This is a genomic window from Enteroscipio rubneri, from assembly GCF_002899715.1.
Taxonomy (GTDB): Bacteria; Actinomycetota; Coriobacteriia; order Coriobacteriales; family Eggerthellaceae; genus Enteroscipio; species Enteroscipio rubneri.
On record NZ_PPEK01000021.1, the window covers coordinates 1 to 14,948 of the forward strand.

A 14,948-nucleotide genomic window follows, 5' to 3' on the forward strand; every position below is an offset into this window, starting at 1 on the left:
TCGGGCATGGCTCTCCTCCAATATGCTTCTTGTCTCGACAACTCGAATCATACCGGGGCGGGCCGTGCCCTCCTTCCTATCTGGACGCTATCCTGCTGTCAAAGTGCGCAAAAAATTGTACGTTACCTTTTGAGCTATGTTTAAATTTGTCTTTTGCCAGGGACGATTTGCACTCATGTGGTCTTAGGGCTGTTGGAGGGACAGCGGTATAATAATCACGAGATTTGAAAACAAAGATGGCGCAGCTGCATTCGCCTCTTGAGCTTCTGCTGGTGAAGGTGAAAAGATTTCTTCTCGAGCAATCAATCGAGATTCGTTGATGTTGGGTTCGAACTCGATTCATCTTTCGTTCGAAAAGGCGCAATTGGCCTTGAGCTAGACCAGAAGCGTTTTGCGGTTTTGGGCTTTGCTTCGCAGGCCGTTGAGGAGAAGGCGCTCAGGAGCTTGGATGGAGATGATGTTGATGCCGAATGATGCGATGATCAGGCTTTCCGGTGTTGTAATCCATAACTACAAGTGCATCGATAATGACCAATCGTTTGATGTCGAGCCGGATGTGACCGTGCTCGTTGGTATGAATGAATCAGGCAAGACCACGGCGCTCGAGGCAATTGCGAAGTGTCATTATTTCGACGAGGGCGATCCCAAGTTCAAGTTCGACGCCCTGAAAGATTATCCGCGTGCAAGATACAATAAATACAAAAAGGGCGATGAGCCCGAAGAAGCGGTGACTCTTAGATATGAGATTTCCGAAAAGATGAAATCTCATATCGAAACGGAGATGGGCGTCTCCCTAGAGGGCACTGAGTTCACGGTTAAGAAGACGTACGGCGGAGAAACCCTCGTAAACATCTCGAAATTGTTCTCGGGGTCGTGGGCTTCGAAGGTCAAAGAAGTTCTTGGCAAGATAGCTGAGGGCGGTATTTCGGAGGAAGAGCTCCTTGGCGTCAAATCGCGTGCGCAGCTCGATTCCGTTTTGTCGGGGCATGATCTAGGGGAGAATACCAAGTCGGTACTTGGATTATTTAGCAAGATGCTTCCCGCTACTGGTGAATCAGGGTGGGATAACCCGATTCAGTATTCCATTTGGGAAGATTACTTGAAGCCGAGCTTGCCTGTTTTTATCTATTACGATGAGTACTACCAGCTTCCTGGGAGGGTCGACCTATCCGAATTGAAGAACGCTTCCCCAAGCGATCCGTCGCTCAAGACAGCGAAAGCGCTCATCGATCTCTCCGGGGCGGATTTGGACATCTTGAGCGCCGCGGATGATTTCGAGGAGTTCAAATCCGAGTTGGAAGCGACCAGCATCGACATATCCGACACACTGTTCGAGTATTGGGGCTCCAATCAGAATCTTGAAATCGAGTTTGACGTCGATAAAGTCGAGGATGACGATGGCCGCAACCATCGAATAGTCAAGAGGGTCTTGGATATCCGCGTAAAAAACAAATGGAACAGGGTGTCCCTTCCCCTTGATAAGCGCAGCAAAGGATTCAATTGGTTCTTCTCCTTTTTGGTATGGTTCAAAGCCATGCAGGAGGATAAGAACAGGCAGTACATCCTCCTCCTGGACGAACCGGGGTTGAATCTGCACGCTCTGGCTCAGGGCGATCTCCTCAGGTTCATCGACGACCTCTCCGAGGACCATCAGATCATATATACAACCCATTCTCCGTTCATGGTCGATTCGGAGCACCTCGAGAAGGTTCGTACTGTGGTCGAGGTCGAGAGGCAGGGAAGTAGGATATCTGATTCCTTACAAGAGAAGGATCCGGATACGCTCTTCCCGCTGCAAGCTGCGCTTGGGTATTCGGTCGCGCAGAATCTGTTCATCAACAAAAGGAACCTGCTGGTCGAAGGAATCTCGGATTTGGTGTATTTGGAGACTATGTCCGCAGAGCTTCTGAAACGAGGCAGGACGGGGTTGTCGGAGGAGGCGACCATCGTTCCGACGGGCGGTGCGGACAAGGTTGCGACTTTCATTTCTCTTATGAGAGGCTCGAAGCTTCAGATTGTGTGTCTTCTCGACTCGTTCGTGGACAAGAAATCCAAGCAGCGTATCGACGATCTCGTACGTGAAAAGATCATCAGGGATAAGAATATCGTCTACTACTCCGATGTTTGCAATGCGAGTTACGCTGATGTCGAAGACATGTTTGAGCCGGAAGAATATCTCCTTTTGTATAACGCCGCGTTCGACAAGAATGTCAGCATAAGCGAAATTAAGAGCGATCGGCCCATAATGATCCAGTTGAAAGACATGAATGGAGGGGACTTCAATCACTACCTTCCCGCTCGTGAGTTTGCAAGAAGGTCGGCGGAAATTGATCTATCGGACAAGACCCTAGAGAAGTTCGAAAACCTATTTTCGAAACTGAACTCTTTATTGTGATTCGCCGTCGAACAAGGAAGTATCGTTTGCGAGCTTGAGCCAAGAGGCCCAAAGGCCATTTGGCTCTTCTACTGCTGCTTTGATTGGCGGGGGATGGCTACTTGTTTTCCCAGCGGCCTCCGACACCGAGGGTTTCCCAATGCCCTTCCTCGGGGTGCTCGACGGTTTCTTCCCCGACCTTTACCTGCCGGACTTCACTGTGATAGCCTGATCCCTCTCCGGCGAGCATGTGCTGCTTGTTATGTGCCGACGTGTTTCCTGTGATGTCGGCTCCGCAGACGTTGCAGATCGATCTTTCGACGTTCTCGTAAACGGGAATCGTTTCGGTCCATGCGGCTTTGTCAACGACCCAAACCTTTTCAGTATCCTCGACCCAAGTTTTTTGAGGGTTGCCTGGCTGCGAGGAAGTGGAGGGCTCCTTCGCGGGGTCTGATTGCCTATCGCCTGCTTCCTCGTTGCTCGAAATGCCCTTTCCGTTGTTCGGAGGGGTAGTTGCATTGGAATTGGTTGCGTTGTCTTGGGTCTCAGGCGCCGGATTGCCCATGCCTGTCGCCTTGGAACTATTGGAGCTGCTGCTGAGGTTCGCCTCTTTACTATTGGCTTCAAATACTGAGCTTCTGCTGTCGGCAATACTGGGAGCACCGTTAGCATTGCCGTCAAGGGCCGAACTCGGCTGGTTCGTGTCGGAAAGTGCGAAGCACAGCGCGACCACGAGAATGGCCGTCGCGCATCCCGTGATGACAGCGGCCTTCCTCCTATCGCTGAAAAGCATACGTATCTTGCTCTTGAACATTTTAAGCTTCATCACTATCTTGCCTCCTACATGAACCTGAACACGGCTCGGAACAGCCAGGCGAAGAATCCGATCGTCGCTTTAACCAAGAACCTCATCGTCTAATCCTTCCATCCATTCGCACCCTTCGTCCTGGGCTCCGTCTTCATTACCGGGATGCCGCTCTCCAAAGGAGCCGGGGGACGAGGCGCTTAGAGCCAGCGCCTCGTCGTACGCTCCGAGTCCGAAACCGAATCTCGAGCAGATCTCTTCGGGTGCCGCCACCGAAGCGCCGGGCATGCGGGACAGGATGCCGAAGAGCTCGACGGCGCACTGCGCCTTGCTCTTCTGAGAGGCGTCGCCGATGCACAGGTCGACCATCTGCTTGAACTTCGCCGCGTCCACGAGCTCTCCTCCCACGCGGAACGCGAGCTCTCTTTCGTCGGCCTTTATCTGGACCACATGCGAAACCTCTTCCTTCTCCGCGAGCAGGAACTGCCATCCTCGGCTTCTTGAGGCTTTGGGCGTCCTCTCCTGGGAATCGAGTTGCGCCGCAGACGGGGAGATGTCGTAATGATGGATGCAAAGCCACAAGCCCGTCTGCCCCAGACGGTCGAATCTCAGCTCGTAGTTCGCGAGCATCGCGTTGCTTCCGAAGGGCTGCGCAGCGGTGAACCGCCCGTCGTCGAAGACGTCGACCTTCCCGTTGTCGTATGTGATGACTACCTTCATCGCTGGCGCTCCTCCCGCCTTTCGCGCGGCTGCTCGCGTTGCGGGGCGCTCCGCTCGGAGCCCGATGGCTCGCCCGCCCAGCCTCCTTTGCCGCTGGCGCGATCGTCCCTTCGGTTGACGTCGTGGAGCGGAAGCGCCTTTCTCTCCTTCAGGAAGTCCCTCGCATGCTCCAGGGCCTCGATCTCCTTCCAGATGCGGGTTTCCTGGCTGGCGGGAACTCCGTTTCGCAGCCTGCCTCGTTGCGCCGCGATCGCGCTGTCGGCAGCATCGAGGGACATGATGCGCCATTTGCCGCAGACCTCTAACGCATTGGAGAGCGAATCCAGCTCGTCGAGGTCCTTGAGTTCGACTGCCTTCCTGGCGAGGCGCAGGAACTCCCGCGAGGATGCGTCCGGCAGGTGCTCTGCCCTCGCTCCGAGGAGTCGTCTCTCCAGCGCGGCCTTGCCGAAGGATGCGCCCAGGCGCTCTCCCGATACGCGGCGGGCGGGCGCGTCGGCGAGCGAGAAGATCCAGTCTTGCCTGCGCGCGCGGGGGGAGTTGTCCTCGATCCCGACTCCCATCATCACGAGGATGCTGCGGAACTCCTGCTCGTTTCTGGCAAGGCCCTTCGCGACGCTCACCCTGTTCCTGATGTCCGCCACCCACGAGTAGCCGCCCGCCGCCTCGGCCCTTCGCTCGGCTCGACTGCGGTAGGTCTCCTGCAGGGTGCGCGCTTTCGCTCTGGGCTCGCCCTTGTTTGCCGCGAGTCGCTGGAAGCCTGTGCTGGGCTCGGGCCTTTCGTTGCTGAGCGCCCTGAGTCCCCGCTCGGCCGCCATCTCCTGGAGCGCCCGGTTGAGATCGAGGGGGTTGTCGGTACGCATCCTCCTGCCTGTGACCACGTTCGTGTTGTTCACGACGATGTGCGCATGGGGGATGCGGTTTTCGTTGTCGTCGTGGTAGATGATTGCGATGTGGTGCTCGGGGAAGAACCGGAGCGCCCATGCGTGCGCCAGCTCCCTGAGCTCATCGAGGCTCACTTCGTCTTCCGGGGAGGGAGACAGCACGAAATGCTTAAAGGTACGGGCCCTCTTCCCGTTCCACGGGTCGTCGTTGCCGCATTCGGCTCTGAAGGCGTCCATTTCCGTCGCCCAATCGAAGGGCTTCCCGGATTCGGGCTCGCGCATGAGGTCCGCGTCCGGCGTCTCGGAGAAATTGAAGAAGTCGCGCGCGAGCGCGCGCCCGTTCTTCTCGAGGTACCTTTGGACCGGGACGCAGCTTCCGTGTCCCGATATGGGCTTCAGCACTGGCATCCTCACCACCTCGCGAACATCGCGGTCTCGAGCCGTGACATCTCCTCGCACAGCTTTTCCTGCCGGGCGTTCACGGCATCCAGCTTCTCGCGGATCTCCGGGAGGGCGATGTCCAGGTACTCGTATCGGAGCTTTCCGCGCCGTAGGTAGTAAGAGATGGAGTTGAGCGCATGCGTCGCCTGGTTCAGGTTCGTGCCGAACCGGCGCATTTCCTTGTGGATGCGCGATATCTCCTTGGCGTCGACGACGACCAGGCGGACGTTGGACCCGTGGATCTCGCTGGCGGGAAGCTGCGCCAAAAGGCGGATGAGGTCGGACCTCGTGAGGCCGCATTTCTCGGCGATCTCGTCGATGTGGGCCCGCTCTTCCGGGGTCATGCGGATGTGGAAGTCCGCGGTCTTGGGGTTCTTCTTGCTCATGGGCGAAACCTTTCGCTTAGGGGCCAGCGGGGGCTCCCCCGCGACGAGGGAGCCAGGTCTGTCGGGCTTGCCCCGGCAGGCTGGGCGACCGAGCCGGTTCTCCGACCCGTTCGCGATGCGAAGGGAGGAGGCCGGCGCTTCCCGTGGGTCTGTATCCACGGGAAACCATCGGAAGGGATTTGTATCCCTTCCATGGGCTACTTGCTAAACCCGGGGCTCACGGCCGATCGAGGAGGCGCCCTCTTTCGCCGCGAGCCCCTGCCGAACGCCTAGAGGAGCCTTCCCAGCTCCTCGGCATGCCTGGCGATGGCCTCGATCATGCCCCGGTCGGCCTGCGGGAGGGGCGTTCGGTGCCTGGAGAGGAACTTCTGGATCTCCCTGTCCGCCCGGCGCAGCCTATCGTCCGCGTCGGTGCCCTTCGAGGTGCTCCTCCGGATGAAGTCCGTGGTGTCGCGCTTGCCGTACCCGCCCTCCTCGGTCCATCGGACGTGGAGGCGCATCTGCTCTTTCCGCGGCACCTTCGAGAGCATCCTCACCGCCTCGCTCGAGAGCCTCCCCTCGTCGGCGATGCTCCTCCAGCCGGTGGAGAGGTCGTTTTCGATGATCGACGCCAGCGCCTCCTGCCGCCGGATCGACTTGCCGGAGACCTTCCGCCCCGTCTGGGCGCTTATGATCTCCGCCTTGATGTCCTCGGTGCGCATGCCGGAAAGGCCCGGGTCGCTCCTCCTCATGCGCTCGACCTCCTCCCCGAGCGCCCGCGTCGCGGCGGCGCGCTCCGTGACGGAGAGCTCCCTCGTGAAGTAGTTCGCCGCGTGGAGGAGCGTGATAGCCTGTTCGTCCGTGACGCCTTCGACGATCCTGCACGGCATCCTCGCGAAGCTTTCGTCGTCCTCGGCGAGGAGCCTGTAGGCGGCCTTGCGGCGGTGCCCGGAGATCATCTGGAACCCTCCGTCGGGAAGCTTCCTGACGAGCGGTATGTCCGTGAGCCCGTCCTTGCGTATGGACTCGGCAAGCCTCCCGATGGCCTCCTCGTCCATCGAGTAGACGGCGTTCCCGGGATGGTCTTCGATGTCCGAGACCTCTATCTCCTCTATGGGGAAGCGCCTCCTGGTGGCGGCGCTCTCGTCGAGGAGCCCTGCGATGGTGAAAGCTTTCGCGGCGTCTTTAGGAGAGCTCACGGTCCACCTCCTCGGCGAGGGCGAGGTAGTCCTGCGCGGGCCTGCTCGACGGGGCGTAGTCGACGACCGGCTTCCAGACCCAGGAGCCTTCGCCGACTTTGGTCGAGGAGTGGATGCTCGTCTCGAACTGCCTGTCGGCGAAGAACCTGTCGAGGACCTCGGTGCCCGTCGCGTTGCTTCGCGTCTGGCGCCCGGGGACGCACGTCCGCAGGATCCTGAAGTTGGGGGTCGGGAGCCGCAGCGCGTCGCTGACCCGCCTCATGGCGTTGACCGTGAGGGCGGTCCCCCTCATGACCGAGCCGTCGAGCTTGACCGGGATCACCACCATGCCCCCCGCGGAGGCGGCGATGTAGGCGTTGACCGCCAGCCTCTTCATCACCGGCGAGCAATCGATGATGGCGATGTCGTAGTCTCCCGCCGCGTCGGTGAGCGCGAACTTGAGCGTCTGCTCGTGGAGCAGGAGCTCGTTCTGGTCGACCAGGTCGATGATCGAGGGGATCACCGAGAGCTCCTCGACGTCCGTCTCGAAGGCGAGGTCTGCGACGGGGGCGTGCCCGTAGAGCAGCTCGATGGTGCTCCGCCCCTCCTCTTCCGCCCGGCCGTAGAGGCCGAAGTAGTCGGTCGCCGACGCCTGCGGGTCGAGGTCGACGAGGAGCACGCGCCGGCCTTTCGATGCGAACACGGACGCCAGGTTCACCGCGGTCGTGGTCTTGCCGACGCCCCCTTTGTAGTTGCTTATGGCTATCGTCTTCATCTTCGGCCTTTCGGGTAGCTTTCAAAAACCGTACGAGAATGTACTGTATCCACAGTTTAGCACATAACAGTACAGAAACGTACTGCTATGTTCGAACGAGGGGGCGCATGAGGCGCGGACTGCGGGCGAGATCCGCGTTAGGTTCGCGTTAGGTCTGTGTGAGATCCGCGCGAGGCGGGGCCTGTACAATGTGCGGGAAGGTTCTTTCGGATAGGGGGTCCGATGCTTAGCGAAGAGGAATATCGCCGGCTGCGGGAAGACCACGAGGTGGCCTATTTCCGGGCGGACCTGGCCCTGTCCGATCCGGAGGGCTACAGCCTGGAGGAGAAGGCCGAGATAATCGAGGGCATGCGCTCGAGCACCGAGGAGGTGGAGCGGGCGATGCGCGAGGACTTCGAGTCTATGCCCCCCGAGATGAGGCGGCGCATGTTCGAGATGCTCGCATCCTCGGGCCCCGGCGCGAGGGGCTTCTGGAGCCGCATGCTGCTCGGCTGAGGCCTCCCGTGTATGCGCCCCCGGGGGGCCGACCCCCCGGGGGCTGATCCGATGTCGGCCCGAAAGGGGCTTAATCGGCCGAATCGGCGAACTCCCCGCAGCCGAGGGCGTTGATGTGGTGCCTCAGCAGGGCGCGCTTGTCGTCGATGACCATCAGGGCTATCAGGTCGAACCGGACGGTGATGTCCGCGAGCTCCTCGGCGTGCTCCGCCAGCCACCTTGCCGCCGCGATCTCCATGCGCTGGCGGCAGCCGGCGGGGTCCTCCTCGGGGAGGCCCTTGTCGATGCCCTCGCGGGCGGCGACGTCGATGAACACGATCGCGTCCCCGTCCCTGGCGACCAGGTCGACCGAGATTCCCTCTTCGGCGGACCAGGCCTTGTCGAGCACCTCGTAGCCCCGGCGGTCCACGAACTTTGCGGCTGCCTCGATGGCGCGTTCCTGAATCTTCTCTGTCATGGCTGACCCCTTTCGGTTTCGGGCTGGGCCCCTTGCCCAGCGCCTTGCGGCGCGAAGGGCGCCCGGGTTCCGACGCCATGCAAGGGAGGAAGCGGAATCGGCCTGGCCGATCGTCTCCCGATGCCGGTTTTCGAAAAATCTTCCCATTTTTCGTGAGAGCGTCTTTAGGGAAGAATTTCCGAAAAGCGCCGCGGCCCTTGCGTGCGCGCTCGGGTTCCGTGCGTGACTTGAGCGTCCGAAGGCGTGCGAGGGGCGTGCGTCCGGAAGGGGTCGGCCCTTCAGAAGAGATGGGGCGTCCGCCTGCGGACGGGGGCGTGCGGCGGACCCGTGTGGCGGGCTGCGGGACGGGGGCTTATAATCTAGAGCGAGAATATTGGGCTATTCGGCGCCGTGGTCGGCGCCTCCCATGAGGACGCGTCGGGCATAGATCCGGGTTTCCCCGGAAGGTTGCGCAGGTGCCTGCATGGAGCGAGGAGCGGTCTGGTTGAGCGTAGGGAAAAGGATAAGGGCGGCGCGCGAGGCGGCGGGCATGACGCAGGCGGAGGTCGCGAAGGCGCTCGGGGTTTCGGAGGCGTCGATACGGCTCTACGAGCTCGGGAAGAGGAAGCCCAATCCCGAGGTCGTCGAGCGCATCGCCGCGGCGGTCGGCATCGACGTCCAGGCCCTGCGGGAGATCGAGATCGAAAACGTCCGCGACGCCCTGGAGGTGCTCTTCCGCCTCGAGGACGCCTGCGGGCTGACCCCCGGGCCGGACGGCACGCTGGGCGTCGACCGCACGGCCGAGCATGCCCCGAAGATGGCGGCCGCCATCGAGAAGTGGGCCGAGATGAAGCGCCGGCTCGACGAGGGCGAGATAGGCGAAGCGGAATATGAAGCCTGGAAGAGCCGGGTCAGGTAATCGCTCTCATCCGTGGAGAGGCGCTTGGCCGGGTATCGGAGAAATCAATAAAGGAGCAACATGCAGTCGGTTTTTGATGCACTGGACCCCATTGTCAACTCGTCCGTCTCCGAAAGGGAGAAGGGCGCTAAATACGAGGCCGCATGCGTGTGGTTCCTCCGGAACGACCCCTACTGGTCCCAGAAGTTCGACAAGGTCGGCACGATAGAGCAGGCACTCAAGTGGCAGGACTGCCCGATCCACGACACCCAGGACACGGGGATCGATCTCGTCGCCCTGGACGGGGCCAACGGCGAATGGTGGGCGATCCAGTGCAAGTGCTACGACGGTGAGAAGACGCTTCCGAAGGGGATCTGTGACTCCTTCTTCGCCCGTGCGCTCGGGGATCCCTCGATAAGCCAGTACATGGTCATGACGTCGGCGAAGGGGCCGGGCAAGCATCTCGAGAAGCAGCTAGAGAACACGTGCGCGATGCTGGTCGACACGGCGAAGATGGAGGCGTCGCGCCTCGACTGGTCGCCGTTCGTCTACGGCGTCGAGAGCATCGAGCGGGAGACCTACGATCCGCGTCCGCACCAGCGGGAGGCGATCGAGGGGATCGAGTCCGCGTTCGCCGAGAACGACAGGTGCAAGGCGATCATGGCCTGCGGCACGGGAAAGACCCTCATGTCGCTGCGCCTCGCCGAGGACTACCTGAAGGGTAGCGGGCTTGTCCTGTTCTGCGCTCCCTCGATTTCCCTCGTCGGGCAGTCGATGCGCGAATGGCTCTCCCAGTCGCGCGCGAAGCTGTCGCCCTTGGTGGTGTGCTCCGATTCCAAGGCGTCGCGCCAGGAGGACGCCATCCCCATGACGCTCGCCAGCTTCGAGTACCCCGCCACCACGCATGCCGATCGCCTGATGGAGCACTACGCGGCGAGCCGCAGGAGGAACCCGGACGGCCTCGTGGTCGTGTTCTCGACGTACCAGTCGATCGACGTCATCCACCAGGCCCAGGAGATGGGCCTGCCGGAGTTCGACCTCGTCGTCTGCGACGAGGCCCACCGCACCACCGGCAGCGCGCTTCCGGGCGTGTCTAAGAAGGACGCCTCTGCCTTCATGAAGGTCCACTACAACGAGAACGTCCGGGCGAAGAAGCGCCTCTACATGACGGCGACCCCGCGCATCTACGGCGAGACCGCCAAGAGGAAGGGCGCGGAGGACGACTTCACCATCGCCTCAATGGACGACGAATCTCTGTACGGCCCCGTCGCCTACCAGATCAAGTTCGGCGAGGCGGTCGAGAAGAAGCTCCTTACCGACTACAAAGTAGTGGTGCTGGCAGTCGAGGAGGACGCGCTGCGCGGGCGTATGCCGGAGACCGACGATAACGGCGTAGACGCGTACTCGCTGGACGCCGACGATGTCGGCAAGATCATCGGCTGCTGGAAGGGCCTCGCCGAGCACGGCGAGAACGCCCCCGATGACGCCACGGGGGTAGGCGACATGCTGGTCGTCGACGACATGAACTCGGAGCCCGGGAAGGGTATTGAGCCCCTGCACCGAGCGGTGGGGTTCTGCTCGACGATCGACTCCTCCAAGACCATCTGCGAGGCGTTCTCTCGCATCGTCGACAGGTACGCCCAGGCCGGGGGCGAGGACTTCGGGCTCAAATGCGTGCTCGACCACGTCGACGGCAGCATGAACTCCACGGACAGGAACCGGAAGCTCGCCTGGCTCGGCGGCGATGTCCCTGAGGGGGAGTGCAGGATACTCACCAACGCGCGCTGCCTCGCGGAGGGCATCGACGTGCCCAGCCTCGACGCGGTGATCTTCTTCAACGCCAAGAACTCCACGGTCGACATTGTGCAGGCGGTCGGCCGCGTCATGCGCCGCGCTAAAGGGAAGGACTTCGGCTACATCATCCTCCCTATATTCGTCCCCGCCGGCATGACGCCCGAGGAGGCGCTCGACGACAGCAAGGTGTTCGCGAACGTATGGAGCGTGCTGCAGGCCCTGCGAAGCCACGACGAGCGAATCGAGGCAAAGGTGAACGCGCTCGCCCTCGAGCAGAGCGCCCGCAAGAACAGGATCGACCCCGGCGCCGACCGCCACAAGGGCTGGGACGACGGGCTCCCGTCGAGCAAGGAGCGCGAGGAGAGGCGCGCCGCCGAGATCGCCGAGAGCGTTCAGCTCAAGCTCTCGCTCTTCCCCGTCGAGAGGTGGGAGAAGGCCATCACGACGACCCTCGTCAAGAAGTGCGGCACGCGCATCTACTGGGACGAATGGGCAGAGGATGTTGCGAGGATAGCGAAGCGCCACATAGAGCGCATCGGCGAGCTGGTCGCCTCTAACGAGGAGGTCCGGTCCAAGTTCGGCATCTTCCTCGAGGGCCTTAGGGATTCGCTCAACCCGGGCATCGAGGAGCAGGACGCCATTGAGATGATCGCCCAGCACATGATCACCATGCCCGTGTTCGACGCGCTGTTCGGTGATTTCGAGTTCGCGAGCTCGAACCCCGTCTCGATCGCGATCGACAGGTTCCTGGAAGTTCTTTCGAGCTACCGGATCGAAGAGGCATCGGATGCCGCCGTTCTCGACGACGTCTATGCGAGCGTGCGGAGGCGCGCCGCGATGGTGCGCACGGACGCCGCGCGTCAGCAGCTCATCCGCGACCTGTACGAGCAGTTCTTCCGAGTGGCGTTCAAGGGGACATCGGAGAAGATGGGCGTCGTCTACACGCCCACGGAGATCATCGACTACATCCTCCGCGAGACCGACCGCGTCCTGAGGCGGGAGTTCGGCAAATCGCTAGCGGACGACGGAGTGCACGTACTCGACCCCTTCGCGGGCACGGGCTCGTTCATGGCGCACCTCATCGAAAGCGACCTGATTCCCGACGACAAGCTCGGGCGCAAGTACCGCTGCGAGATGCACAGCAACGAGATCCTCCTTCTGGCGTACTACATCATGACGATCAACATCGAGTACGCCTACCACGAGCGCATGGGCGGAGAGTACGTCCCCTTCGAGGGCGGCGTACTCACCGACACGTTCCAGATGACCGAGGAGGGCGACACTCTCGACGCCCGGGTTTTCACACAGAACTCCGAGCGCGTTGTGAGGCAGAACGAATTGCCGATACAGGTTATCGTAGGAAATCCTCCCTATTCGTCCGGGCAAAAAAACGCTGATGACAGCAACCAAAACGAAAGCTATCCAACACTCGACGGCCGCATAAAGAGCGAGTATGCGGGGAAAAGCCTGAACGGATCGAAAAAAATGTCGCTCTACGACTCCTATATCCGTGCGTTTCGCTGGGCAAGCGACCGAATTGGTGATAGAGGAGTAATATGCTTCGTTTCTAATGCCGGATGGCTTCGAGGGGCGGCGATGGATGGCTTTAGACGTTGTCTCGTTGACGAATTCGATGACATCTATGTGTTTGATTTGCGTGGCAACCAAAGGACTCGGGGCGAAGAGTCGCGTCGAGAAGGGGGCAAGGTCTTTGGCTCCGGATCGCGCGCTGCCGTGGCGATAACTTTGCTTGTCAAGCATGCTATTGCGGATCATGCCGGGCGCATTCATTACCATGACGTTGGAGATTATCTCTCTCGCGAAGACAAACTGAGGGATGTGGCGGAAGCTGCGATATCGGGCGAGTTGAAATGGAAGACGATTCAGCCCGATAAGTATGGCGATTGGTTCGATCAGAGAGACGATTCGTTCTATGATTTTGCTCCTATGGGCCTGGAGAAAAGAAAGCAACCTTTGGGCATATTTGAAATATGGTCTTCTGGGATAATTACCCATAGGGATACTTGGGTCTATTCTTTCTCAAAAGAACGTCTTTTGCGGCAAATGCACACCATGGCGGATTTTTTTAACAAGCAGTTGGGAAGATTTGATGGTCATTCCGATGGAGATATAGAAAAACTCGTAGAGAAGAATCCTCACTCAATCAAGTGGGATAAAAAGCTGTATAGCAGAATCTCCAAGGCAGACCCTATAGATGTCGACCAGAATCGCATGGTTGAGGTTAGCTATAGGCCGTTTTGCAAGCAATGGCACTATTACGATAGCTCCATCAATTGGAGCCACTATCAGCTGCCTCGACTCTTTCCCGATATGGGCTTACGAACCGCTCAAGATCAATCAAGCAATATCGTTATTGCGATAACTGGCGGAAGTGATCCTAGTTGCCTTGCCACAGATACGCTGCCAGATCTACATTACGTGGGGGATCCTCAATGCTTTCCTCTGTACTGGTACGAGGAAGAGGTGGCCGTTGGCGGTATTTTCGGCGGGGCTTCGAGTGGCAAAAGCATCAGGCATGATGCCATTACTGACGAAGCGCTTGAGGTCTTCAGAAAGTCATACCCTCACGTTTTTCTTGGGCGTTATAAGAAAGACGGCGGCGAGGAGCTTTCCAAGGAAGATATCTTTTATTACATATACGGCATTCTCCATTCTCCTGAATATCGAAAGCGTTTCGAGGCTAATCTCAGCAAAGAGCTGCCCCGCATTCCGCTTGCTCGGGATTTCGATATTTTCTCCAAATCAGGGCGAGCTCTCGCAAATCTCCATTTAGGTTATGAGACGGCTAAGCCTTGGGTGGGCATTGTCGAGGAGGGAAATTCCGCGAATCCCGGCCGAACCGTTAAGATGCGCTTCGGCAAATGCAAGAAAACTGAGGATAACCCTAATGGCATAGACAGAACAACAATTCACGTGTCGGAAAACCTAACTCTAAAGAACATTCCCGAACGCGCATATAGCTATGTTATAAACGGTCGTTCTGCCATCGAATGGCTAATCGATCGGTATCAGGTGAGGACCGACAAGGCATCCGGCATCGTGAACTACCCGAATGAATATTCCGATGATCCGAGGTACATTGTCGATCTCGTCAAGCGCATTGTGACCGTCTCGATGGAAACGCTGGAGATTGTAGAGATGCTTCCACCCCTGCATGAGAAGACTCAGCCTGCTGACTGGCCCTTCGAATGGAAGTGTCTGCAAGACTGAGCCGGCGGAGAGACGAAGGCAAAAGAATGAGGTATCTGTTCGAGAATTGATGAATTTGGAGAATTAGATGTCGGAAATAGCCGAGAAGATTCGCGAGATATTCAGAATTGCGCGCGAGTTGGAAGAGATGTATCCCGGGCGGCATTTCACGCCCGACGGCCACATGGTAGGCAGCATCGGCGAGGTCATCACCGCAGAGGAGTATGACCTCGAGCTCTTCGAGGCGTCCCATCCCGTCCACGATGCGAGAGCGCAGGACGGGAAGCTGGTCCAGATAAAGGCGACGCAGTGCGACAGGATCGCGATAGGCGAACGCCCGGAATACCTGATCGTGCTCAAGATCGACCGCGACGGCGGCTTCGAGGAGGTTTACAACGGCCCCGGCGACATCGCATGGAGTCTGGTGGGCAAGCGCCAGAAGACGGGCCAGTGCCATGTTTCGCTCGCGAAGCTGCGCGCCGCGATGGCGGAAGTCCCGGAATGTGCCAGACTCCCTCGCAAGGGATGAAAGACGCCGATTCGAGCAGTCTTCGGTCCGGCAACCCAGCGACCGTA

At 59.5% G+C, this 14,948-nt stretch carries 12 protein-coding genes; 5 read left to right on the plus strand and 7 right to left on the minus strand.

Annotation, left to right across the window (positions count from 1 at the left end; genetic code table 11):
* The first annotated feature begins 448 nt into the window (after window positions 1-448).
* A complete protein-coding gene (locus C2L71_RS11265; RefSeq protein WP_204600485.1) occupies window positions 449-2,395 on the plus strand; it encodes an AAA family ATPase in 1,947 nt (648 codons plus the stop codon).
* 97 nt (window positions 2,396-2,492) lie between these two features.
* Here C2L71_RS11265 and C2L71_RS11270 read toward each other — a convergent pair whose 3' ends face one another.
* From C2L71_RS11270 to C2L71_RS11295, 6 genes are all read right to left on the minus strand, one after another.
* Window positions 2,493-3,200, minus strand: coding sequence for a hypothetical protein (locus C2L71_RS11270; RefSeq protein WP_103265858.1), 708 nt, complete (start codon window positions 3,198-3,200; stop codon window positions 2,493-2,495).
* Between the two features lie 69 nt (window positions 3,201-3,269).
* Window positions 3,270-3,899, minus strand: a complete 630-nt coding sequence (locus tag C2L71_RS11275) for a hypothetical protein (protein WP_103265859.1) — start codon at window positions 3,897-3,899, stop codon at window positions 3,270-3,272.
* Entirely contained in the window at window positions 3,896-5,188 is a 1,293-nt protein-coding gene (locus C2L71_RS11280) for a relaxase/mobilization nuclease domain-containing protein (protein ID WP_157938977.1), read from the minus strand. The genes C2L71_RS11275 and C2L71_RS11280 overlap by 4 nt, the downstream gene beginning before the upstream one ends.
* 2 nt (window positions 5,189-5,190) lie before the next feature.
* On the minus strand, window positions 5,191-5,607 hold the full coding sequence (locus C2L71_RS12065; RefSeq protein ID WP_157938978.1) for a plasmid mobilization protein: 417 nt from the start codon (window positions 5,605-5,607) through the stop codon (window positions 5,191-5,193).
* A gap of 269 nt (window positions 5,608-5,876) precedes the next feature.
* Window positions 5,877-6,785: a ParB/RepB/Spo0J family partition protein gene (locus C2L71_RS11290; RefSeq protein WP_103265862.1), complete on the minus strand. Its 909-nt coding sequence runs from the start codon at window positions 6,783-6,785 to the stop codon at window positions 5,877-5,879.
* On the minus strand, window positions 6,772-7,539 hold the full coding sequence (locus C2L71_RS11295; protein WP_103265863.1) for a ParA family protein: 768 nt from the start codon (window positions 7,537-7,539) through the stop codon (window positions 6,772-6,774). The genes C2L71_RS11290 and C2L71_RS11295 overlap by 14 nt, the downstream gene beginning before the upstream one ends.
* Window positions 7,540-7,761: 222 nt before the next feature.
* Between C2L71_RS11295 and C2L71_RS11300 the strand changes: the two genes are divergently transcribed.
* The gene (locus tag C2L71_RS11300; protein ID WP_103265864.1) at window positions 7,762-8,034 is read left to right on the plus strand and encodes a hypothetical protein; all 273 of its coding nucleotides are present in this window, start codon (window positions 7,762-7,764) and stop codon (window positions 8,032-8,034) included.
* A 70-nt stretch (window positions 8,035-8,104) separates the two neighbouring features.
* On the opposite strand, the gene C2L71_RS11305 is transcribed toward C2L71_RS11300, so the two are convergent.
* Complete coding sequence (locus C2L71_RS11305; RefSeq protein WP_103265865.1) at window positions 8,105-8,491, minus strand: YraN family protein; 387 nt, start codon at window positions 8,489-8,491, stop codon at window positions 8,105-8,107.
* A 484-nt stretch (window positions 8,492-8,975) separates the two neighbouring features.
* Between C2L71_RS11305 and C2L71_RS11310 the strand changes: the two genes are divergently transcribed.
* The 3 genes from C2L71_RS11310 (at window position 8,976) to C2L71_RS11320 (ending at window position 14,901) form a co-directional block, all read left to right on the plus strand.
* Window positions 8,976-9,389, plus strand: a complete 414-nt coding sequence (locus C2L71_RS11310) for a helix-turn-helix domain-containing protein (RefSeq protein WP_157938979.1) — start codon at window positions 8,976-8,978, stop codon at window positions 9,387-9,389.
* Between the two features lie 60 nt (window positions 9,390-9,449).
* Window positions 9,450-14,393 (plus strand): DEAD/DEAH box helicase, encoded by a 4,944-nt coding sequence (locus C2L71_RS11315; protein WP_103265867.1) that lies wholly within the window; start codon window positions 9,450-9,452, stop codon window positions 14,391-14,393.
* A 67-nt stretch (window positions 14,394-14,460) separates the two neighbouring features.
* A complete protein-coding gene (locus C2L71_RS11320; protein WP_103265868.1) occupies window positions 14,461-14,901 on the plus strand; it encodes a DUF6998 domain-containing protein in 441 nt (146 codons plus the stop codon).
* Window positions 14,902-14,948: the final 47 nt, after the last annotated feature.